This window comes from Citrobacter sp. RHBSTW-01044 (assembly GCF_013781945.1).
Lineage (GTDB): Bacteria > Pseudomonadota > Gammaproteobacteria > Enterobacterales > Enterobacteriaceae > Citrobacter > Citrobacter braakii.
The window spans coordinates 378,873-399,599 of sequence record NZ_CP056180.1 but is presented as its reverse complement, the minus strand read 5'-3'; the positions used below and the strand labels follow the sequence as shown (position 1 = coordinate 399,599).

Genomic DNA, 20,727 nt, shown 5'->3' with positions numbered 1-20,727 from the left:
TTACCTTACTTCTTCTTAGCCTCTTTGGTACGCACGACTTCGTCGGCGTAACGAACACCCTTGCCTTTATAAGGCTCAGGACGACGGTAGGCGCGCAGATCTGCTGCAACCTGACCGATCAGCTGTTTATCAGCGCCTTTCAGCACGATTTCAGTCTGAGACGGACATTCTGCAGTAATACCCGCAGGCAGCTGATGGTCAACAGGGTGAGAGAAACCTAAAGCCAGGTTTACTACATTCCCTTTAACCGCTGCACGATAACCTACACCAACCAGCTGTAGCTTCTTAGTGAAGCCTTCGGTAACACCGACAACCATTGCATTCAGCAGGGCACGCGCGGTACCAGCCTGAGCCCATCCATCTGCGTAACCATCACGCGGACCGAAGGTCAGTGCATTATCTGCATGATTTACTGCAACAGCATCGTTGAGAGTACGAGTCAGCTCGCCGTTTTTACCTTTGATCGTAATAACCTGACCGTTGATTTTTACATCAACGCCGGCAGGAATAACGACCGGTGCTTTAGCAACACGAGACATTTTTTCCTCCGATTAGGCTACGTAGCAGATAATTTCGCCACCAAGACCAGCCTGGCGCGCTGCACGATCAGTCATAACACCTTTAGAGGTAGAAACAACTGCGATACCCATGCCAGCCATAACTTTCGGCAGCTCGTCTTTACGCTTATAAATGCGCAGACCTGGGCGACTGACACGCTGAATGCTTTCTACAACAGCTTTACCCTGGAAATACTTAAGAGTAAGTTCCAGTTCCGGCTTGGTGTCGCCTTCAACTTTAAAATCTTCAATAAAACCTTCTTCCTTCAGCACGTTGGCAATTGCCACTTTCAGCTTGGAGGAAGGCATGGTGACCGCAGCTTTATTCGCGGCCTGACCGTTACGGATACGGGTCAGCATATCCGCGATCGGATCTTGCATGCTCATCTGTCTTTACTCCCGTGATTCAATTGGTAATTACCAGCTAGCCTTTTTCAAGCCTGGTACTTCACCGCGCATAGCGGCTTCACGCAGTTTGATACGGCTCAACCCGAACTTGCCCACATAGCCATGCGGACGACCTGTTTGACGGCAGCGGTTACGCTGACGGGACGGGCTGGAATCACGCGGCAGAGACTGCAGCTTGAGAACTGCGTTCCAACGATCTTCGTCGGTCGCGTTCACATCAGAGATAATAGCTTTCAGTTCAGCGCGTTTTGCGAAGTACTTATCAGCTAAAGCTACGCGCTTTACTTCGCGTGCTTTCATTGATTGCTTAGCCATTCAGTAACCCTACCTTACTTGCGGAACGGGAAGTCAAAGGCAGCCAGCAGAGCACGGCCTTCTTCATCAGATTTCGCAGTAGTGGTAATGGTAATATCCAAACCACGCACGCGGTCGACTTTATCGTAGTCGATTTCTGGGAAGATGATCTGCTCACGGACACCCATGCTGTAGTTACCACGACCGTCGAAAGACTTAGCGGACAAGCCACGGAAGTCACGGATACGTGGAACAGCAATAGTGATCAGGCGCTCAAAGAACTCCCACATGCGTTCGCCACGCAGAGTTACTTTACAGCCGATCGGATAGCCCTGACGGATTTTGAAGCCTGCAACTGATTTGCGTGCTTTGGTGATCAGCGGTTTTTGACCGGAGATTGCTGTCAGGTCAGCTGCTGCGTTATCCAGCAGTTTCTTGTCAGCGATCGCTTCACCAACACCCATGTTCAGGGTGATCTTCTCGACCCGAGGGACTTGCATGACAGAATTGTAGTTAAACTCAGTCATGAGTTTAGCGACTACTTCGTCTTTGTAGTAATCATGCAGTTTCGCCATCGTACTACTCCAAATTACTTGATAGTTTCGCTGTTAGATTTAAAGAAACGGACTTTTTTGCCGTCTTCGAATCTAAAGCCTACACGGTCAGCCTTGCCGGTTGCCGCGTTGAAGATAGCAAGGTTAGAGATCTGAATAGCTGCTTCTTTCTCTACAATGCCGCCTGGTTGGTTCAGGGCCGGAACCGGCTTCTGATGTTTCTTAACCAAGTTGATACCTTCAACAATGACCTTGCCGGAAGACAGGACATTCTTAACTTTACCGCGTTTACCTTTATCTTTACCGGTTAACACGATAACTTCGTCATCACGACGGATCTTCGCTGCCATGATTCGCTCCTTAGAGTACTTCTGGTGCCAGAGAGATAATTTTCATGAACTTCTCGTTACGAAGTTCACGAGTTACCGGCCCAAAAATACGCGTACCGATAGGTTGCTCGCTGTTATTGTTTAAAATAACGCATGCATTACCATCGAAGCGAATGACAGAACCGTCCGGGCGACGAACACCCTTCTTGGTGCGCACCACTACCGCCTTCAGCACATCACCTTTTTTGACCTTACCACGCGGAATTGCTTCCTTGATGGTGATCTTGATGATATCGCCGACGCCTGCGTAGCGACGGTGCGAGCCACCCAGAACCTTGATACACATTACGCGACGTGCACCGGAGTTGTCGGCGACGTTCAGCATAGTCTGTTCTTGGATCATTTTAGTGCTCCGCTAATGTCAACTACTACTGAGACCCGAAAATCAGGTCGTTAAAAAAGCCCCATATCGGGGGCGCGGCATTATAACACCGCTTCAACGATATGGGTAGAAAAAATAAACGGCTCATCGCTGAGCCGTTTATTCGTTGAGAATGCCTACTGTATTACAGAACGGCTTTCTCTACAACGCGAACCAGCGTCCAGGACTTAGTCTTGGACAGCGGACGGCATTCGCGGATTTCAACCACGTCACCAGTACCGCATTCGTTGTTCTCGTCATGTACGTGCAGTTTGGTCGTACGCTTAATGAATTTACCGTAGATCGGGTGTTTCACAAAACGTTCGATAGCAACAACGATGGATTTCTCCATTTTATCGCTAACAACGCGACCTTGCAGAGTACGGATTTTATCGGTCATTACGCACCCGCCTTCTCAGTCAGTAAAGTCTTAACGCGTGCGACATCACGACGCACTTGCTTCAACAGGTGAGACTGTTGCAGCTGGCCACTTGCAGCCTGCATACGCAGGTTGAACTGCTCACGCAGCAGATTCAGCAGCTCGGTGTTCAGCTCTTCAACACTCTTCTCACGCAGCTCTTTTGCTTTCATTACATCACCGTCTTAGTTACAAAGGTGGTTTTAATCGGCAGTTTCGCTGCTGCCAGCTTGAATGCTTCACGGGCCAGCTCTTCCGGTACGCCGTCCATTTCATACAGGACTTTACCCGGCTGAATCAAGGCAACCCAATACTCCACGTTACCTTTACCTTTACCCATACGCACTGCCAGCGGCTTTTCAGTGATCGGTTTGTCCGGGAATACACGGATCCAGATCTTACCTTGACGCTTAACTGCACGGGTCATAGCACGACGTGCTGCTTCGATCTGACGGGCAGTCAGACGACCACGGCCAACAGCTTTCAGACCGAAGCTGCCGAAGCTAACATCCGTACCCTGCGCCAGACCGCGGTTACGGCCTTTGTGCATTTTACGGAATTTTGTACGCTTTGGTTGTAACATCAGCGACGCTCCTTATTTACGGCCTTTACGCTGCTGCTTTTTAGGTTGCGCAGCCGGTTTTTCCGGTTGTTCAACAGCAGCCATACCACCCAGGATCTCGCCTTTGAAGATCCACACTTTAACGCCGATTACACCGTAAGTGGTGTGCGCTTCAGAGGTGTTGTAGTCGATGTCAGCACGCAGAGTGTGCAGAGGTACGCGACCTTCGCGGTACCATTCGGTACGTGCGATTTCCGCGCCGCCCAGACGGCCGCTAACTTCAACTTTAATACCTTTAGCGCCCAGACGCATTGCGTTCTGTACAGCACGCTTCATAGCACGACGGAACATAACACGACGTTCCAGCTGAGAAGTGATGCTGTCAGCAACCAATTTTGCATCCAGTTCAGGTTTACGCACTTCGGCGATATTGATCTGAGCAGGAACGCCAGCAATATCCGCTACGACTTTGCGCAGTTTTTCTACGTCTTCACCTTTCTTACCGATAACGATACCCGGGCGAGCGGTGTGAATGGTCACACGGATGCTCTTAGCCGGACGCTCGATAACGATACGAGATACAGACGCTTTAGCCAGTTCCTTAGTCAGGTACTGACGTACTTTAAAATCGCTGTCCAGGTTGTCAGCGAATTCTTTGGTGTTCGCAAACCAGGTTGAGTTCCATGGTTTTACAATACCCAGGCGAATACCATTAGGATGTACTTTCTGACCCATTGCTAGTCTCCAGAGTCTCAGCGATCGGACACAACCACAGTAATGTGGCTGGTGCGCTTCAGGATGCGATCTGCACGACCTTTTGCACGCGGCATAATGCGCTTCATGCTCGGGCCTTCGTCTACGAAAATTTTCGTAACTTTCAGATCGTCAATGTCAGCGCCATCGTTGTGTTCAGCGTTAGCAATGGCAGATTCCAGGACTTTCTTGACCAGTACAGCCGCTTTCTTATTGGTGTAGGTCAGAATATCCAGAGCCTGCGACACTTTCTTACCGCGAATCAGGTCTGCAACAAGGCGAACCTTCTGAGCAGAAGAACGAGCATGGCGATGTTGAGCTAAAGTTTCCATCTCTTCCTCCTACCTTATTTCTTCTTCGCTTTTTTATCAGCAGCATGGCCGCGATAAGTACGAGTCGGTGCGAATTCACCCAGTTTGTGACCGACCATTTCGTCGGAAACAAATACCGGAACGTGCTGACGACCATTATGGACAGCGATGGTCAAACCGATCATGTTAGGAAAGATCGTTGAACGACGGGACCAAGTGCGCAGGGGCTTCTTGTCTCCGCTTTCCACCGCTTTCTCTACCTTCTTCAGCAAGTGCAGGTCAATAAAAGGACCTTTCTTGAGAGAACGTGGCATGGCTTATCCTCTAAAATTATTTGCTACGGCGACGTACGATGAATTTATCAGTACGCTTGTTGCTGCGGGTCTTCTTACCTTTGGTCTGAACGCCCCACGGAGTTACCGGGTGCTTACCAAAGTTACGACCTTCACCACCACCATGTGGGTGGTCGACTGGGTTCATCGCAGTACCGCGAACGGTAGGACGAACACCACGCCAGCGTGCAGCACCTGCTTTACCCAGAACGCGCAGCATATGCTCAGCATTGCCAACTTCGCCCAGAGTTGCACGGCAGTCTGCTTCGACTTTACGCATTTCACCAGAACGCAGACGCAGGGTGACATAAGCACCATCACGAGCAACGATCTGAACGTAAGTACCAGCGGAACGTGCCAGCTGACCGCCTTTACCTGGTTTCATTTCTACGTTATGAACAGTAGAACCAACCGGGATATTGCGCATCGGCAGGGTGTTACCTGCTTTGATTGCAGCATCAACGCCAGATTGAACCTGGTCGCCAGCTTTCAGGCCTTTAGGGGCCAGGATGTAACGGCGTTCACCGTCTTTGTACAGAACCAGCGCGATGTTCGCGGAGCGGTTCGGATCGTACTCAAGACGTTCAACAACTGCCGGGATACCGTCTTTGTTGCGTTTGAAGTCAACAATACGATAAGCCTGCTTGTGACCACCACCGATGTGACGAGTGGTGATGCGGCCATTGTTGTTACGACCACCGGATTTGCTGTTTTTTTCAACCAGCGGAGCAAAAGGTTTGCCCTTGTGCAGCTCTGGGTTGACCACTTTAACAACGTGGCGACGACCCGGAGATGTCGGTTTACATTTAACAACTGCCATTGTATTACTCCTCCGACTTACTCAGCGCCGCCGACGAAGTCCAGATTCTGGCCTTCCTTCAGGGTGACGTAAGCTTTTTTCCAGTCGCTACGACGACCGATACGCTGTCCGTGACGTTTAACTTTCCCTTTAACTACCAGGGTGTTAACGACTTCGACTTCGACTTCAAACAGTTTCTGCACAGCAGCTTTGATTTCTGCTTTGGTCGCGTCTTTAGCAACTTTGAGAACGATGGTGTTAGTTTTTTCCATCGCAGTAGACGCTTTTTCAGAAACGTGCGGTGCGCGCAGCACTTTCAGCAGACGTTCTTCACGAATCATGCCAGCATCTCCTCAACTTGCTTAACAGCATCAGCAGTCATTACGACTTTGTCGAAGGCGATCAGGCTAACCGGGTCGATACCAGTTGCATCGCGTACGTCAACCTTGTGCAGGTTGCGCGCAGCCAGGAACAGGTTTTCGTCCAGCTCACCGGTGATGATCAGCACATCTTCCAGAGCCATGTCTTTCAGTTTCTGTGCCAGCAGCTTAGTTTTAGGCGCTTCTACAGAGAATGATTCGACAACGATCAGACGATCCTGACGTACCAGTTCGGACAGAATGCTTTTCAGCGCGCCGCGGTACATCTTTTTGTTAACTTTTTGACTGTGGTCCTGTGGACGAGCAGCGAAGGTCACGCCACCTGAACGCCAGATCGGGCTCTTGATAGAACCTGAACGCGCACGGCCGGTACCTTTCTGGCGCCACGGCTTTTTGCCTGAACCAGTTACTTCAGCACGAGTCTTCTGAGCACGAGTACCCTGACGAGCACCAGCTGCATAAGCAACAACAACCTGGTGAACCAGCGCTTCGTTGAAATCACGACCGAAGGTAGTTTCGGAAACAGTCAGCGCGCTCTGCGCGTCTTTCAATACTAATTCCATTGCTATCCCCTTACGCCTTCACAGCTGGTTTAACGATCAGGTCGCAACCGGTCGCACCCGGAACACCACCTTTAACCAGCAGCAGGTTGCGCTCAGCGTCAACACGTACTACGTCCAGGCTCTGAACGGTTACACGTTCGTTGCCCAGCTGACCTGCCATTTTCTTGCCTTTAAACACTTTGCCCGGAGTCTGGTTCTGACCGATAGAACCCGGAACGCGGTGGGACAAGGAGTTACCGTGAGTAGCGTCCTGGGTACGGAAGTTCCAGCGCTTAACGGTACCAGCGAAACCTTTACCTTTAGAGGTACCGGTTACGTCAACTTTTTTAACGTCAGCAAACAGTTCAACGCTAATGTTCTGACCAACGGTGTATTCTTCACCATCTGCCAGGCGGAACTCCCACAGGCCGCGGCCAGCTTCTACGCCAGCTTTAGCAAAGTGACCAGCTTCCGGCTTAGTTACGCGGTTAGCTTTTTTAGCACCGGTGGTAACCTGAACAGCGCGATAGCCATCGTTAGCCAGATCTTTAACCTGAGTAACGCGGTTTGCTTCAACTTCGATAACGGTTACTGGGATAGATACGCCATCTTCAGTGAAGATGCGGGTCATACCCACTTTTTTACCGACTAAACCAATCATTGTATCAACCTCTCAATCGCTCGATGACCTGATTAACCCAGGCTGATCTGCACGTCTACACCGGCAGCCAGGTCCAGACGCATCAGAGCATCAACGGTTTTTTCAGTTGGCTCAACGATGTCAACCAGACGCTTGTGAGTACGGATCTCGTACTGATCACGCGCGTCTTTGTTGACGTGCGGGGAGATCAGAACGGTGAAACGCTCTTTGCGGGTCGGCAGCGGGATCGGACCACGAACCTGCGCACCAGTGCGCTTGGCAGTCTCGACGATTTCCGCGGTTGATTGATCGATCAGACGATGATCAAACGCTTTCAAACGGATACGGATTCTTTGGTTCTGCATGAGACCAGAGCTCCAATTATTTTATAGACGAAATAGTTACTCCTCAAACCCATTACGATTGATGGGAGAGTGTAACCGTTCTTACGTAGCCCCCTGATTGGGAGCGTTGTTGACGGTAAACCGCCACAGTTCATATCGAACTACCCGTCAGATTTGACAGGCTGGCGTATTATACGTATAGCCGGTACGGATGCAAGTGATTATGGCTATTTGCCATCGATTTCTCTCAGCGCTTGTTGCACACGTGAGCGCAATACTTCGCCATCCGGCGCTTCCTGCCCGGATGCTTCATCATAGGGTATCTCTTCCAGCATACTGTCACCCTCTTCGTTCTGGGTGGGTAAATCGATGCGTATCGGCAGAGGTTTCCGCTTAAAAATGTAATGCACATCCGAGAGTCGATACGCCTGAGAATCGGGCACTCCCTGCGTGGCGGTTGTCGGATGGCGCACCAACCAGACATAATGTCCGTAGTAGCCGCACATTAGCATCAGGCTGACCCACAACAGCCAGCAACAGGAATGCAGCGCCTGCCGCCAGCGGCAACTCGACACTGTTTTCGCATCAATGGGTTGATAGATGTGCATCATCACATACGCTCCTTAGATGACACATGTGTGAGCACAGGTGCCGCCTCATTGATTAATACCGGCGCGTCTCCAAGACTCTGACGTAGCCTTATCAGCGTCTCTTTTCCCGGCTTACCATCCACAGGCAAATTCTCCCGCTGCTGGAATGCTTTGACCTTTTCGATTAACCATGGCGTCCATGAGCCTGATTTATCGCCGGGAACGCCCAGCGCGCGGCTCAGCATCGTATCAAACCAGATGATGGTTTCCGCCGGACTCTTTTCACCGATCTGCATTTTCCTGTCAGGCGTTAAATTGAGCATCAGGGTATAATTTCCCTGCCAGTGCTTCGCCAGCCACTCCTGACTGACGATCCAGGTTTTATTATCAATGATAAGATCCAGCTCGTTTCCTGATACACGCATCACAACACCGTAGACCGGTTGTTTATCGATATTCAAATGCGCGATCCACGGCAACCCGCGCCTGATGAGGTTATCTAAACGTTCCTTACCGCTTTCGCACACCAACTCAGCGCGATCGGCCTGGTCACACCATGCCTCGTCATGCGCTGTGTCGAATCCCCAGACGCTGAATAATTGCTGCATGGCGTCGCGTAATCCTCCCCGTGCATCGCTAATATCCGGCAGGTTTTCCTTTTTTTGCGTCATCGCCACCGTTAACCCGGCGGGCACAGGAAGTTGAAGGGGAAAAACATCGACCGCCAGCCAGCCGAACGTCAAAGCCAGCGCAGCGTAAAGTCCGGGCAATATTCCCTTGCGCAATACGCAAGAGCGGAGAGTAAATGTTTCCAGCAACAATTTTTCCTGTTGAGCGGTTAACACATCCGCTTGCCTGTCCGTTGCCATTTTTCTCGCCGCCCGGGCGATGCGCCCCAACAACGGCAGGTTTCCCTGCACTGCCCGAACCGCTTTGCGCACAAATTCATGACGCATCCGCACAGGCTCGCCATCCGCCTCACGCAGTTGCTGTTGATGCATAAAATCAAGATATTCATCGTCCGTCGGCGCAGCGATGATCGCCGACAGCGTAATACGCCGTTTAAGTCGTCGGTTACGCCTGAGCGCTTCGCCCCCCACCAGTAGCAAGCTGGCGCCAGCGTCAAATGAAGCCGCCAGATGACGGAAATTATCGACAAATGCCGGAAGATGTCTGGCGAGTGCGTCAGCATTATCAATGACAATTATTATTGGTTGCGCTGCCGGACTAAGGGCAGGCATCAGCGTTGACCAGAAACGGCTAATTCTCACATCTCGCCAGTCTGGCTGGAGTTTTCCGTGCGTACACGCCGTGTGTGTCAATTGACAGAAACCAGAGAAACCGGTGGCGGTAAACACCACTACCCTGCCGGGAAAATTCTTACCTAACTGATAAATAAGCGTCGATTTACCACACCCCGGTTTGCCGCATAATACGCCCACATCGCCAGCGCCCAACTCATGAATAAAGATATTCTTGATAAGGGTATGTTGCGAAAAAGAGTAAATTGCATACGGTAATTCGCGTTCAGTCATCGATAAGTTCCAGTAATTGATGCGGGTATTTAACTTATTATATGCCAGGTAAATATTATCAATTTTTTATATTTGAATTAAACGACATGTTCCGACGATTAAATTGAAAACCTGAAAGTAAGCCTATATCATGCTTCTCCCGAAAAGAACAGGCGTGCTATTAACAATGGATGTTATCGCGAAGCAATTTACCTTTATATTTAAGAGAAAGCGTAACGATGTGCTGTACTGCGTTATGTTTTTTGTCGGTGTCATTGTTATTATTCATTCGTTATATGCCTATAGATTATTTATTGATTTTATCAATACAAAAAACAAAACCAGTCAATCAATAACGTCCGTTGTCCTCAGGCTGCCAATGAATTTACCGAAAAACAGTAGGGAAAACGCGACTGATAATAAAGAAGATGTCTCAATTAAAAATTCGATGCTCGATCTCCAGCTAAATGGCATTATTGCGAGCACGCTAAAAACACGTTCACAGGCTATTATCACCATTAATGAGAAAGCAAAATTTTACAGTACCGGAGATAAGCTTGACGACCTCCCTGACGTAAAAATTACGGATATTGATAATAATAGCGTGACGATTGATAACAATGGAGCCCGGCAACGCATCGTTTTTATTGATGAGCCTGATATATCCTCCAGGGCACCGGCACCATCGCTGCCACATGACAGCGCGCCACATTCCCTCAGCGACATCATTATTACTAACTTTATCTATCAGCAGGAAGCGCTACAGGGCGTCAGATTAAACGCCCGTGGTCCGGTTGAACGTTTTATAGCAACCGGACTCAGGCCTGGCGATATTGCGATCAAAATGAACAACCATCCGCTAACTCAGGAAGCGTCAGCAAAAGCGGCACTACAGGAATTTGTAACCTTAAACTCTGCCCAGTTCACCGTAATACGAAACGGTCAGGAAGCGCTGGTGAATGTATCCGTTACTGAGAATGATTAACCTTAAGGACGACAAAATTGCGCAAAGGAATTAAAAAAACGGCTGCATGGATACTGGCGCTACAGTTTTGCTCCTTTCCATTTCAAACCATGTCAGCGCAATATTCGGCAAACTTCCAGGATGCGGATCTCCGGGAGTTTATTACCTCGGTCAGTAAGCAAATGGGCAAAACCATTCTGATCGATCCGTCCGTCCAGGGAAAAATCTCCGTTCGCAGCTTTGACAGTTTCAACGAGGAGGAATACTACCAGTTTTTTCTCAGCGTTCTCGATATCTACGGCTACTCGGTTATCACCCTGGATAACGGCCTGCTGAAGGTTGTTCGCTCCGCAACGCTTAAGACCGCGCCGGGAAAAGTATTGGCACAGTCGCAACCGGCGGTCGGCGATGAATTTATCACCCGCGTTGTGGCGCTGAAAAATGTCCCGGTACGCGATCTGGCTCCGCTATTACGCCAGATGATGGACAGCGGCGGCATCGGCAACGTCGTACACTATGATCCATCTAATGCGCTGTTGATCACCGGTAAAGCCAATATAGTCAATCGCATCCTTGAGGTTGTGAAGCGGGTCGATGTTATCGGTACTCAGGAACGTGAGCTTATCAAACTGCGCTACGCCTCGGCAGTTGATTTATCTGACGTAATTAACAGCCTGATTCGCGAAGAGTCAAAGGAAAACCCAACGCAGATCCTGCTGCCTAAAATTGTCGCCGACAAGCGCACCAACGCCCTTCTTATCAGCGGGCCGGACAATGTGCGCCAGCGGATGAAATCTTTAATCGCTAAACTGGATATCGAACAGACCACGCAGGGCAATACCCGCGTGTTCTATCTGAAATACGCCAAAGCCACTAAAATCGTTGAAGTGCTGACCGGCGTGTCAACCAAACTGACGGAAGACAAGCAGTCGTCTTCGCAGAGCGTGGCTACCCCTTCCCGGGATGTCTCGATTAACGCCGATGAACAAACCAACTCGGTGGTCATTACCGCAGACCAGAGCACCATGCAGGAGCTGGAAAAAGTCATCGCTCGTCTGGATATTCGCCGCGCACAGGTACTGGTTGAAGCCATCATTGTGGAAGTCCAGGATGGCAACGGCCTGAATCTTGGCGTGCAATGGGCCAACAGCAACGTCGGCGGTCAGCAGTTTACTAAAACGGGGCTGCCGATTTTCGACGCCTCAAGAGGCGCGCGCCAGTTTGATAAAAACGGTTCGATGACCAGTGACAACCCTATTGCCAGCGCGTTAAGCAGTTTTAACGGCCTGGCGACGGGCTTCTTTGAGGGGGACTGGAGCGTCCTGCTCACCGCGATCTCCTCCGACAACAAAAACGATATCCTCGCCACCCCCAGCATTGTGACGCTGGATAACAAAGAAGCATCGTTTAATGTCGGCCAGGATGTGCCGGTGCTTTCCGGCTCGCAAACGACCTCCGGCGACAACGTCTTTAATACGGTCGAACGTAAAACCGTCGGCACCAAACTGAAGGTCACACCGCAAATCAACGAAGGCGACGCGGTGCTGATGGAGATCGAGCAGGAGGTGTCGAGCGTCGATACCGCCTCCGGTAACGCCAGCGATCTCGGTCCGACGTTCAACACCCGTACTATCCAGAATGCCGTGCTGGTCAAAAGTGGCGAAACCGTGGTGCTGGGTGGCCTGCTGGATGATTCAAGCAAAGAGCAGGTTTCCAAAGTACCGCTGCTGGGCGATATCCCTGTTCTCGGACAGCTATTCCGCTACACCTCAACGGAAAATGCGAAGCGTAATTTAATGGTCTTTATCAGGCCGACCATTATTCGCGACGACGAGGTTTATCGTTCGCTCTCAAAGGATAAGTACACCCGATTTCGTGATTTACAGCAGCAGCGTATTGATAAGCAATCCAGTGGATTGGTCGGCGTGAAGGACGAAGAACGCCCGATGCTTAAAGAGCTGAATTTCGATGTGCCGACCGACGCGCCCAACGACCAGCCATCGCGCAATCCCTTCCGGGAATGATCCAACATGACTGACTTATGGACGCGCATTCCTCCCCAGCATCCTCTGCCGCTTAATTACGCACAGGGGCAAAAATTTGGTATCGCGGTCGCGGTGGATGAATTGTTCTACCGCACCGACACGCCGCTGGAAAACGTGCTTGAGGCCAGCGTTGCCTGTCAGCGCTTCAGCCGCCTGACGCCAGCGCAATTTGACGACCACCTGGAGCAACTTTTCCAGCACGGCGCCGGAGAGTCCCGGCAGATTGCCCAGGATATCGATCAGGAGATCGACCTGACGGCGCTGAGCGAGGAGTTACCCGACAACGCCGATCTGCTCAGTGATGAAAACGACGCACCGGTTATCCGCCTGATCAACGCGGTCCTTCATGAAGCCGTGAGGGAAGGCGCGTCGGATGTGCATATCGAAACCTTCGAAAAATCTCTGGTGGTGCGTTTTCGTATCGACGGCGTCCTTAAGCCAGTCCTTCAGCCCGCTAAAAAACTGGCGCCGCTGCTGATTTCGCGTATCAAAGTCATGGCGCGACTGGATATTGCCGAAAAACGACTGCCGCAGGATGGGCGTATTTCCCTGCGCCTCGGACGCAAAAATATTGACGTCCGCGTTTCGACGTTGCCCTCGCAGTACGGCGAAAGAGCTGTATTGCGTCTGCTGGATAAAAACAGTCTGCGCCTGACGCTGGAGAATATGGGGCTATCGGCGGTGGATAGCCTGCGGCTGAAGGGTTTAGTACAGCAGCCGCACGGCATCATTCTCGTCACCGGCCCGACGGGGTCGGGAAAAAGCACCACGCTGTATGCGATTCTCGCCGAGCTGAATTCCCCCCAGCGTAATATCCTGACCGTCGAAGATCCCATCGAGTACGAGCTGGAAGGCGTCGGACAAACCCAGGTAAACAGCCGGGTGGATATGTCTTTCGCCAGGGGACTGCGCGCCATCCTGCGCCAGGATCCGGACATCGTCATGGTCGGCGAAATTCGTGACGCCGAAACCGCGCAGATAGCGGTTCAGGCATCGCTCACCGGACACCTGGTGCTTTCCACCCTGCACACTAACAGCGCCTGCGGTGCAATTACCCGATTACGGGATATGGGTGTCGAACCGTTCCTGCTCTCATCATCGCTAAGCGGCGTTATCGCCCAACGCCTGGTGCGTCGCCTCTGTCCGGCCTGCCGCGCGCATGCTCCCATTCCTGACTCTCAGAAATCCCCCCTGCACGCGCTCGATCCCACCGCTCAGACAATCTGGCAGGCTTGCGGATGCGGCGAATGTCGGGGAACTGGCTACCAGGGGCGACTGGCGATTCATGAAATTATGCTGGTGGATAAAACTATGCGCAGCATCATCCATCGCGACGCCGATGAACACGCCCTGGAGCAGTGCCTGCGCCAGCAAAGCCGGAGCCTGCGGGAGAACGGCCTGCTGCGCGTGCTGGCAGGCGAAACCACGCTTGAGGAAGTCATGCGCGTCACCTCTGCCCAAGAGGATACACGATGAAATATCAGTGGCAGGCAATGGATGACAGCGGCACGACTCACCATGGAACGCTGGATGCCGCCAGCAGCAAAGAGGCGCGCGAGGCGCTGCGCGCCCAGGGTCTGCACCCGCTGGTGTTAAATGAGAAAAAGGTCATTTCGCTGTTCCGGACGATAAAAAAAACGCCTCGTTTACGGCTTAGCGGCAGTGAACTGGCGCTGTTCACCCGCCAGCTCGCCACACTGGCCAACGCTTCACTACCGCTTGAAGAGGCGCTGTTCGTTATTGGCCGGCAGAACAAAAATAATAAACTGGGGCTGGTGCTACACGACCTGCGCGAACGGATCCTCGCCGGACATACGCTTTCCGAATCGCTGGCCGCCTGGCCGCGGATCTTCGATTCCGTTTACCGCACGCTGGTGAAAGCCGGTGAAAAAAGCGGACAGCTCGGCTGTGTGCTGGAAAAGCTGGCTGACTACAATGAGTTACGCCAGGCAACACGCAGTAAACTCATCCAGTCACTGATTTATCCTTCTCTGCTGACCAGCGTGGCGATCGCCGTCGTCGCTATCCTGCTCACCACAGTAGTGCCCAAAATCGTGGAGCAGTTTCTGCATATGAAAGAAGCGCTGCCGATGTCCACGCGCGTGTTGCTGGCAATCAGTGGTGCCATGCGCCACTACGGATTGTGGGTAATCGCATTGCTGCTGATTGCCTTTTTCCTGTTTCGCCACTGGCTCACCCGCCCCGGCAAACGGCATCTGCTTGACCGCTGGCTTCTTGATTTCAAACTCAGTCGCGCCCTGCTGCGCGCTATCCACTGCGCCCGTTATTTGCGCACCCTGAGCATTCTTAATATCAGCGGCGTTCCGCTGCTGGAAGGGATGACGCTGGCAACCGAAGGCATCGGTAACCGAGAAATCAGTCAGCGGCTGGGTCAGGCCGCGGAGCGCGTGCGCCAGGGCTCAGGCTTTCATCTCGCTCTGGAAAAATGCGATATCTTCCCGCCGATGATGCTCTACATGATTGCCTCCGGGGAAAAAAGCGGCCAGCTCAGCGAGCTAATGGCGCGCGCCGCCGACCAGCAGGAAACACTGCTACAAAACCGCATTGCGCTGACGCTGGCGCTGTTTGAACCCGCGCTGATTATTACGATGGCGATGATTGTGCTGTTCATCATCGTCTCGGTTCTGCAACCCATTTTGCAACTCAACTCATTGGTAAGTTAAGGATAAAACGTGAATAGTGATACACATAAGCAGCGAGGATTTACGCTGCTGGAGATGATGGTGGTGCTGGTTATTTTGGGCATCCTCGCAAGCCTGGTCGTCCCCAGTTTAATGGGCAATAAAGACAAAGCCGATCACCAGAAAGCCGTCAGCGACATCGTGGCGCTGGAGAATGCGCTAGATATGTACAAACTGGATAACTATCGCTATCCGCTGACGGCGCAGGGGCTAAAGGCGCTGGTCGAAAAACCGACCGCCAGCCCAATCCCGGAAAATTACAACGCGAAGGGCTATATCAAGCGTCTGCCACAGGATCCCTGGGGTAATGAGTATCTGCTGGTAAGCCCTGGCGAACACGGCGATTACGATATTCTCTCCGCAGGTCAGGACGGTGAACCCGGCACCGCTGACGACATTACTAACTGGGAACTGGGTAAAGCGAAATAATCGGAATGAGGCAGAAGGGATTCACGCTACTGGAGGTCATTCTGGTGATAACGATTATCGCGCTTGGCGCCTCGCTGGTGATGATGACCTACGGGCGACAAAATGATACCGCGAAAGCTATTACTGCAGCCGAACAGCTGGCGGCGCTGACTGAATATGCCGCTGACTGGTCAACCATGGAGGACCGCAGTACCGGTATTGAGATCCGCGAACAAGGCTGGCGCATCGTCACACCGATTGGCGATCGCTGGCAGACGCCAACCCAGTTCTATCGCCTGGCGACCGAGGGCAAGTGGGAAAGTGACTGGCAGGTGGCTCTGTTCCCGGCGTCGCTCGCCAGGCAATCCGTCGGCACGCCGCAAATTCTGATTCACCCGGACGGTGAAATTACGCCGTTTACGCTACACATCCGCAGCCGTAAAAATAATACGCTGCTGTTCACGCTCGCCAGTACCGGCGGGCTGCCGCTGGTGCTCACCCGAGGCGAAAGCCGATGAGCCAAAGGCAATCAGGAATGACGCTTCTGGAAGTGCTACTGGCGATATTCATTTTCGCCACCTGCTCTCTCGCGCTACTCAACAGCCTGCACGGTCAGGTTAGTGCCACCGCAAAAATGGAAGAACAGGTGCTTGCCGGTTGGGTAGCGGATAATGTGCTCAAAACCTATCAACTGGCCGGGCAGAGCCCCGCTAAAACAGCGACAGGCAGCAGCATTATGGGTAAACGCCGCTGGGACTGGTTGTTAACAGTCTCACCCGCCGATGCTTCTGGCCTCAGCACCTGGACAGTTGACGTCGCCCTTGAGGACAAGCAGAAGATCCGCCTGCAGCGCTTTATTCCCTCGCCACAAGGAGGACCGCAAAATGTCTCCCGGCCCTGAGAAACAGCACGGCTTTAACCTGCTGGAAGTTTTACTGGCTATTGCCCTGTTCGCCATGCTCAGCCTGCTGACGGCGCAGATGCTGACGACAACAATTGACAGTAACGAACAGACCAAAAAGCATCAGCAGCGTTTTTCCGCCATCGTGCGTACCGTCAATTTGCTGGATAAAGATATCCGACAGCGGGTGCCAGTAACCCAATTGCAGGGCGAAAAAGAGACGCTGATGCTGACGACAGCCAGCAGTAACAGTTATCCTGGCGCCTGCTGCGCGCCCGATATCCAGCGAGTTCAGTGGTATCTGCAGGATCATACTTTATACCGCACGCTCTGGCGCTACCCGGAAGATGCAACCGCGGCCATCACTCAGCCGATGCTCAATGGTGTGAACGCCTTCACGTTGCGTTATTACAACAGTAAAGAGAAAGCGTGGATGGACACGGCGACAACCCCATCTCCTGGCGCGATGGAAGTCACTCTTAAACTTGCTGATTCCGGCACGATAACTCGTCTGACGCTGTTGCCAGAGAACCGCCAGCCAGGAGAACAGCAATGACCCGGCAAAAGGGCGTGGCGCTGCTGGTAGTACTGATGATCCTGGCGATTATGGCAGCGCTGGCCAGCGAAATGACCGTGCGCTACCAGATCAACCTCAAACGCACCAGCTACACCCGGATGCGGCTACAGCAAAACTGGCTGGCAGAGCTGGCTGAAAGCCAGGCCATGCGCATTCTTGAACAGGATCTGCGGGATAATGAGAAATACCTCACTCACGAGCAGCTCTGGGCGCAGCCGCAGCGTATTCAGCTCGCCAGCGGCGATGTTGTTAGCTGGCAGCTATCTGACGAGCAGGCCTGTTACAACATTAATGCGCTGATTAACGTCCCGACCGATCGAATGAAAGAGCCGCCCGCCAGCGTGAGCGTCTTTTTGGCACTGCTGGACAATGTTGGCGTCACCAATGCCCAGGCTGAGGCGCTGGTTGACGCTATCGCCGACTACGTCGATAACGACGATATTCCACGCGCCTCCGGTGCCGAAAATGAGTATTACCAGACAAGTAACGACCCCCACACCATTGGCGGACGACGTATCTGTTCAATCAGTGAGCTCAAACAAATCAAAGGGATGACGCTTTCTCTTTACCAGCAAATCTCCCCGCTACTCTGCGCGCTGCCTGATGATGAGCTAAAAATCAACATCAACACCCTGACGCGCCGGGATGCACCGCTGATTGCGGCGATGCTCAGTAATGCTGTCCCGCCACGCGAGATTGAGCGCTTTTTTGATACCCCGCGCAAAGGACGCAAAATCAGCATTGAGACGCTGTTAAAGACATTCGATAAGGATAATCCAGCTCATAAGCTGTCGCAGTCCACATTCAAAAGCATTGCGGTGGCGACCAGTCGTTACTTCCGCCTTGAAACGACTATCGAACAGGGCGATAGCGCCGGGAGCACCATCAGCCAGCTGGAATACGATCCCAAAAGAAAGGCTCTGTTTATTACAGCCCGCAAAAGCGTGGCGCGCGACCATTAAAGGGAACTAAATGACGCCAGACACATTACTGCTACGTCCGCTGCCGGGAAAACTGGAATGGTGCTGCCCCAACGAGGCACAACTTCCGGTTATTGTTGAACAGGCGGATTACCTCCAGCCAAACGCGCTGGCCGACCTGCCGGATGCCGGTAACGCCTGCCTGTTCCTGTCACCTGATTATTTCTGTTTTCGTCGCGTCGAATTACCGACGGAAAACTACAAAATCAGTGAACAAACGCTGGGCTGGCTGGTGGAGGACGCCGTTGTCGGTGATACAGATAGCCTGCACTGGACGGTTCTCGCCAGAGAAGAAAACACGCTCCATCTCGCCGGGATCGCCAGGACCACGCTGAACGAGCTATTGACGACTTTCCGCACAGCTGGCGTGACGTTGACGTATATCGTTCCGGATGGTTTCTGGCTGCCGTATGTCACGGATAGCTGGAGTCTGCTAAAACAAGATGAGCGATGGTTAATCCGTTACGACGCGTGGAAAACAGGCGTGCTGAGTGAAGCACTGCTCACGCATTTACTCGCCAGCCATACAGAGCAAAAAATCATCAGCGCCAGCCCGCTTCCTGTGCCTCACGCTTATGTCGAATACCTTGACTGGCAGCCGCCGCTGGCGTGCGCCTGCAATGGCGATAATATTCAGGACATTAACGTATTACACGGCAGCTTCCGCCCTTTGCCCCCGACACAACCGACCCCGCGTCTGCTGAAATATGCCGCCATAGCAACATTTGCCCTGGCGATAGCGCTCTTCTCAGGGCTGAAAGGGGTGATGCTCTGGCAGCTTCATCAACAGAAACAGGCGCTCTCAGCGGAAGGTGCCACCCTGTGGAACCGCTATTTCCCAGGTGATAACCGCAACAGCAATTTTAAATATTTCTTCGAATCGTCCGCGAGGGATCGCTATCCGGATGTGCTGACGTTACTGACTCAGCTTCAGGCCCGATTAAGCACATTGCCGGGGCTTACCATCCGCGAGGTCAGCTACCGGCTCGAACAACGCCTTTTTACCTTGACGCTCAACGTTCGCGATCCGGAACATCTTCGCCGCTTTATGGTGCAGACAAACGACGAATTTATCCTGACTCAACCGCCAGAAGGGACGACAGATAGCGTCCGGCTGACCCTGAAGGAGCGCAAATGAATATGAATAGCTGGTGGAGCGAAAAAAACGGCAGAGAGCAACGCAGTCTGATATTCCTCGCCATTTTCTGTCTGCTGGCGGGATTCTGGTACGGCGTGGTTCAGCCCCTGGATAACGCTATTGCACAGCAGAGGCAGGAAAATGATCGTCTCAGGAGTGAGATCCATTGGGTAAATGAGGCGATTCAGCGTCGCGGATTAGTTGCCAGTAGACCGGGCACAAAGACCGATCCGGCACTGATACAACATAGCGCGCAGCAGGCAGGTCTGAATATCAGCGTTGTGACATCCACTCCCGATCATTTTGCGATCTCGCTTCCCGTTGTTAAAACCGAACCATTATTTGCGTGGCTTAATGCCCTACAAAATGAGGGAATACAGGTTTCGCAACTCACGTTTAGCGCCCGCCCGGTCGCCGGGGAGATTGCGGTGGAAGCCCTTGAACTCTATCCGGTGGGAAAATGACGGAACTCATTAACATTGCAGCAATGGCGCTTGTCGGGCTGATAGTCGGCAGCTTTATGAATGTAGTGGTTTATCGACTGCCGATCATGATTGAGCATCGGCACAGCGAAACATGGAATATCGCCTGGCCTCCGTCGCACTGTCCGCACTGCCAGCACAGGCTATCGGTGCGTAACACTATTCCACTATTCAGTTGGCTGTGGCAGCGGGGGTGTTGCCAGGCCTGCGCTCAGCCCATTTCATGGCGTTACCCACTGACTGAACTGGCGTGTTCTTGTGTTTTTGCGCTTAGCGCCGCGTTTGTCTCTTCAATATCAGATGCGATTGCCATCATGACGCTGTTCTGGTTTATTTTCGCGCTGGCGCAAATTGATCTCCGGACGTACCTGCTGCCGGATGTGCTGACGCAGCCGCTGCTCTGGCTCGGTCTGCTATATCACAGCGTTTACGACAGAGAGATGTTACCCGACGCGCTGTACGGCGCTGTCGCTGGCTATCTGACGCTATGGCTGGTCTGGTGGGGATGCAAAATACTCGCGGGAAAAGAGGGCATCGGCCTGGGTGACGCTAAGCTACTGGCGGCGATGGGTGCCTGGTGTGGATGGCCAGCGCTACCGCCCATTTTACTCGCTGCATCATTGCTGGGCATTGTCTGGTGGCTGATCCTACGCCTTACCCGAAGGACGTCGATACCGCTTATCGCGTTCGGTCCGTGGCTTGGACTGGCAGGCTGGTTGATTTTCAGCGCGCAAAGCTCAGGTGTTATCGGGTACTGAAAGGAGCGGCAGGCCTGCCGCTCT

31 protein-coding genes are annotated in these 20,727 nt (G+C 52.5%); 12 read left to right on the top strand and 19 right to left on the bottom strand.

Annotated elements, in window-relative coordinates; genetic code table 11:
• Positions 1-5: 5 nt before the first annotated feature.
• The 19 genes from rplF to HV352_RS01850 form a co-directional block, all read right to left on the bottom strand.
• Positions 6-539: a 50S ribosomal protein L6 gene (gene rplF, locus HV352_RS01940; RefSeq protein ID WP_003031129.1), complete on the bottom strand. Its 534-nt coding sequence runs from the start codon at positions 537-539 to the stop codon at positions 6-8.
• A gap of 12 nt (positions 540-551) precedes the next feature.
• Positions 552-944 carry a 30S ribosomal protein S8 gene (gene rpsH / locus HV352_RS01935; RefSeq protein WP_003031127.1) on the bottom strand — a complete coding sequence of 131 codons (393 nt, stop codon included), beginning with the start codon at positions 942-944 and terminating at the stop codon, positions 552-554.
• A 30-nt stretch (positions 945-974) separates the two neighbouring features.
• Positions 975-1,280, bottom strand: coding sequence for a 30S ribosomal protein S14 (gene rpsN / locus HV352_RS01930; RefSeq protein ID WP_003031125.1), 306 nt, complete (start codon positions 1,278-1,280; stop codon positions 975-977).
• Positions 1,281-1,294: 14 nt separating this feature from the next.
• The gene (gene rplE / locus HV352_RS01925; RefSeq protein ID WP_003031123.1) at positions 1,295-1,834 is read right to left on the bottom strand and encodes a 50S ribosomal protein L5; all 540 of its coding nucleotides are present in this window, start codon (positions 1,832-1,834) and stop codon (positions 1,295-1,297) included.
• A gap of 14 nt (positions 1,835-1,848) precedes the next feature.
• Complete coding sequence (gene rplX, locus HV352_RS01920) at positions 1,849-2,163, bottom strand: 50S ribosomal protein L24 (protein ID WP_003031122.1); 315 nt, start codon at positions 2,161-2,163, stop codon at positions 1,849-1,851.
• A 10-nt stretch (positions 2,164-2,173) separates the two neighbouring features.
• Positions 2,174-2,545 (bottom strand): 50S ribosomal protein L14, encoded by a 372-nt coding sequence (rplN, locus tag HV352_RS01915; protein WP_000613954.1) that lies wholly within the window; start codon positions 2,543-2,545, stop codon positions 2,174-2,176.
• Positions 2,546-2,708: 163 nt separating this feature from the next.
• Positions 2,709-2,963, bottom strand: a complete 255-nt coding sequence (rpsQ, locus tag HV352_RS01910) for a 30S ribosomal protein S17 (RefSeq protein WP_003031120.1) — start codon at positions 2,961-2,963, stop codon at positions 2,709-2,711.
• Entirely contained in the window at positions 2,963-3,154 is a 192-nt protein-coding gene (gene rpmC, locus HV352_RS01905; RefSeq protein WP_000644742.1) for a 50S ribosomal protein L29, read from the bottom strand. The genes rpsQ and rpmC overlap by 1 nt, the downstream gene beginning before the upstream one ends.
• Positions 3,154-3,564, bottom strand: coding sequence for a 50S ribosomal protein L16 (gene rplP, locus HV352_RS01900; protein WP_000941212.1), 411 nt, complete (start codon positions 3,562-3,564; stop codon positions 3,154-3,156). Before rplP ends, rpmC begins: the two co-directional genes overlap by 1 nt.
• Before the next feature lie 12 nt (positions 3,565-3,576).
• Positions 3,577-4,278 carry a 30S ribosomal protein S3 gene (rpsC, locus tag HV352_RS01895; RefSeq protein ID WP_000529945.1) on the bottom strand — a complete coding sequence of 234 codons (702 nt, stop codon included), beginning with the start codon at positions 4,276-4,278 and terminating at the stop codon, positions 3,577-3,579.
• 17 nt (positions 4,279-4,295) lie between these two features.
• Positions 4,296-4,628: a 50S ribosomal protein L22 gene (gene rplV / locus HV352_RS01890; protein ID WP_000448832.1), complete on the bottom strand. Its 333-nt coding sequence runs from the start codon at positions 4,626-4,628 to the stop codon at positions 4,296-4,298.
• A 14-nt stretch (positions 4,629-4,642) separates the two neighbouring features.
• Positions 4,643-4,921 (bottom strand): 30S ribosomal protein S19, encoded by a 279-nt coding sequence (rpsS, locus tag HV352_RS01885; RefSeq protein ID WP_001138115.1) that lies wholly within the window; start codon positions 4,919-4,921, stop codon positions 4,643-4,645.
• 16 nt (positions 4,922-4,937) lie between these two features.
• Positions 4,938-5,759, bottom strand: coding sequence for a 50S ribosomal protein L2 (rplB, locus tag HV352_RS01880; protein WP_016154746.1), 822 nt, complete (start codon positions 5,757-5,759; stop codon positions 4,938-4,940).
• Positions 5,760-5,776: 17 nt separating this feature from the next.
• Positions 5,777-6,079 carry a 50S ribosomal protein L23 gene (gene rplW, locus HV352_RS01875; RefSeq protein ID WP_000617546.1) on the bottom strand — a complete coding sequence of 101 codons (303 nt, stop codon included), beginning with the start codon at positions 6,077-6,079 and terminating at the stop codon, positions 5,777-5,779.
• On the bottom strand, positions 6,076-6,681 hold the full coding sequence (rplD, locus tag HV352_RS01870; RefSeq protein WP_003031119.1) for a 50S ribosomal protein L4: 606 nt from the start codon (positions 6,679-6,681) through the stop codon (positions 6,076-6,078). The genes rplW and rplD overlap by 4 nt, the downstream gene beginning before the upstream one ends.
• 10 nt (positions 6,682-6,691) lie before the next feature.
• A complete protein-coding gene (rplC, locus tag HV352_RS01865; RefSeq protein ID WP_003031117.1) occupies positions 6,692-7,321 on the bottom strand; it encodes a 50S ribosomal protein L3 in 630 nt (209 codons plus the stop codon).
• A gap of 32 nt (positions 7,322-7,353) precedes the next feature.
• Positions 7,354-7,665 carry a 30S ribosomal protein S10 gene (rpsJ, locus tag HV352_RS01860; RefSeq protein ID WP_001181005.1) on the bottom strand — a complete coding sequence of 104 codons (312 nt, stop codon included), beginning with the start codon at positions 7,663-7,665 and terminating at the stop codon, positions 7,354-7,356.
• A gap of 206 nt (positions 7,666-7,871) precedes the next feature.
• Entirely contained in the window at positions 7,872-8,255 is a 384-nt protein-coding gene (locus HV352_RS01855; protein ID WP_181635159.1) for a hypothetical protein, read from the bottom strand.
• Entirely contained in the window at positions 8,255-9,769 is a 1,515-nt protein-coding gene (locus HV352_RS01850) for an AAA family ATPase (protein ID WP_181635158.1), read from the bottom strand. The genes HV352_RS01855 and HV352_RS01850 overlap by 1 nt, the downstream gene beginning before the upstream one ends.
• Positions 9,770-9,935: 166 nt before the next feature.
• Here HV352_RS01850 and gspC point away from each other — a divergent pair, with 166 nt between their 5' ends.
• From gspC to HV352_RS01790, 12 genes are read left to right on the top strand one after another with little or no spacing between them, the layout of a single operon-like run.
• Positions 9,936-10,733, top strand: coding sequence for a type II secretion system protein GspC (gene gspC, locus HV352_RS01845; protein ID WP_153647291.1), 798 nt, complete (start codon positions 9,936-9,938; stop codon positions 10,731-10,733).
• A 50-nt stretch (positions 10,734-10,783) separates the two neighbouring features.
• Positions 10,784-12,736 carry a type II secretion system secretin GspD gene (gspD, locus tag HV352_RS01840; RefSeq protein WP_225622916.1) on the top strand — a complete coding sequence of 651 codons (1,953 nt, stop codon included), beginning with the start codon at positions 10,784-10,786 and terminating at the stop codon, positions 12,734-12,736.
• A gap of 6 nt (positions 12,737-12,742) precedes the next feature.
• On the top strand, positions 12,743-14,233 hold the full coding sequence (gene gspE, locus HV352_RS01835; protein WP_016157611.1) for a type II secretion system ATPase GspE: 1,491 nt from the start codon (positions 12,743-12,745) through the stop codon (positions 14,231-14,233).
• A complete protein-coding gene (gene gspF / locus HV352_RS01830) occupies positions 14,230-15,441 on the top strand; it encodes a type II secretion system inner membrane protein GspF (RefSeq protein ID WP_181635157.1) in 1,212 nt (403 codons plus the stop codon). The genes gspE and gspF overlap by 4 nt, the downstream gene beginning before the upstream one ends.
• A 54-nt stretch (positions 15,442-15,495) precedes the next feature.
• Complete coding sequence (gene gspG, locus HV352_RS01825; RefSeq protein ID WP_047358922.1) at positions 15,496-15,888, top strand: type II secretion system major pseudopilin GspG; 393 nt, start codon at positions 15,496-15,498, stop codon at positions 15,886-15,888.
• 5 nt (positions 15,889-15,893) lie between these two features.
• The gene (gene gspH, locus HV352_RS01820) at positions 15,894-16,385 is read left to right on the top strand and encodes a type II secretion system minor pseudopilin GspH (RefSeq protein ID WP_019078172.1); all 492 of its coding nucleotides are present in this window, start codon (positions 15,894-15,896) and stop codon (positions 16,383-16,385) included.
• The gene (gene gspI / locus HV352_RS01815) at positions 16,382-16,768 is read left to right on the top strand and encodes a type II secretion system minor pseudopilin GspI (protein WP_029139735.1); all 387 of its coding nucleotides are present in this window, start codon (positions 16,382-16,384) and stop codon (positions 16,766-16,768) included. The genes gspH and gspI overlap by 4 nt, the downstream gene beginning before the upstream one ends.
• Positions 16,752-17,324, top strand: a complete 573-nt coding sequence (locus HV352_RS01810; protein ID WP_181635156.1) for a type II secretion system protein GspJ — start codon at positions 16,752-16,754, stop codon at positions 17,322-17,324. The genes gspI and HV352_RS01810 overlap by 17 nt, the downstream gene beginning before the upstream one ends.
• Positions 17,321-18,307: a type II secretion system minor pseudopilin GspK gene (gene gspK, locus HV352_RS01805; RefSeq protein ID WP_181635155.1), complete on the top strand. Its 987-nt coding sequence runs from the start codon at positions 17,321-17,323 to the stop codon at positions 18,305-18,307. The genes HV352_RS01810 and gspK overlap by 4 nt, the downstream gene beginning before the upstream one ends.
• Before the next feature lie 10 nt (positions 18,308-18,317).
• Positions 18,318-19,463: a type II secretion system protein GspL gene (gene gspL, locus HV352_RS01800; RefSeq protein WP_075849204.1), complete on the top strand. Its 1,146-nt coding sequence runs from the start codon at positions 18,318-18,320 to the stop codon at positions 19,461-19,463.
• Positions 19,460-19,927, top strand: coding sequence for a type II secretion system protein M (locus HV352_RS01795; protein ID WP_047414904.1), 468 nt, complete (start codon positions 19,460-19,462; stop codon positions 19,925-19,927). The genes gspL and HV352_RS01795 overlap by 4 nt, the downstream gene beginning before the upstream one ends.
• Complete coding sequence (locus tag HV352_RS01790) at positions 19,924-20,703, top strand: A24 family peptidase (RefSeq protein ID WP_181635154.1); 780 nt, start codon at positions 19,924-19,926, stop codon at positions 20,701-20,703. Before HV352_RS01795 ends, HV352_RS01790 begins: the two co-directional genes overlap by 4 nt.
• Positions 20,704-20,727 lie beyond the last annotated feature (24 nt).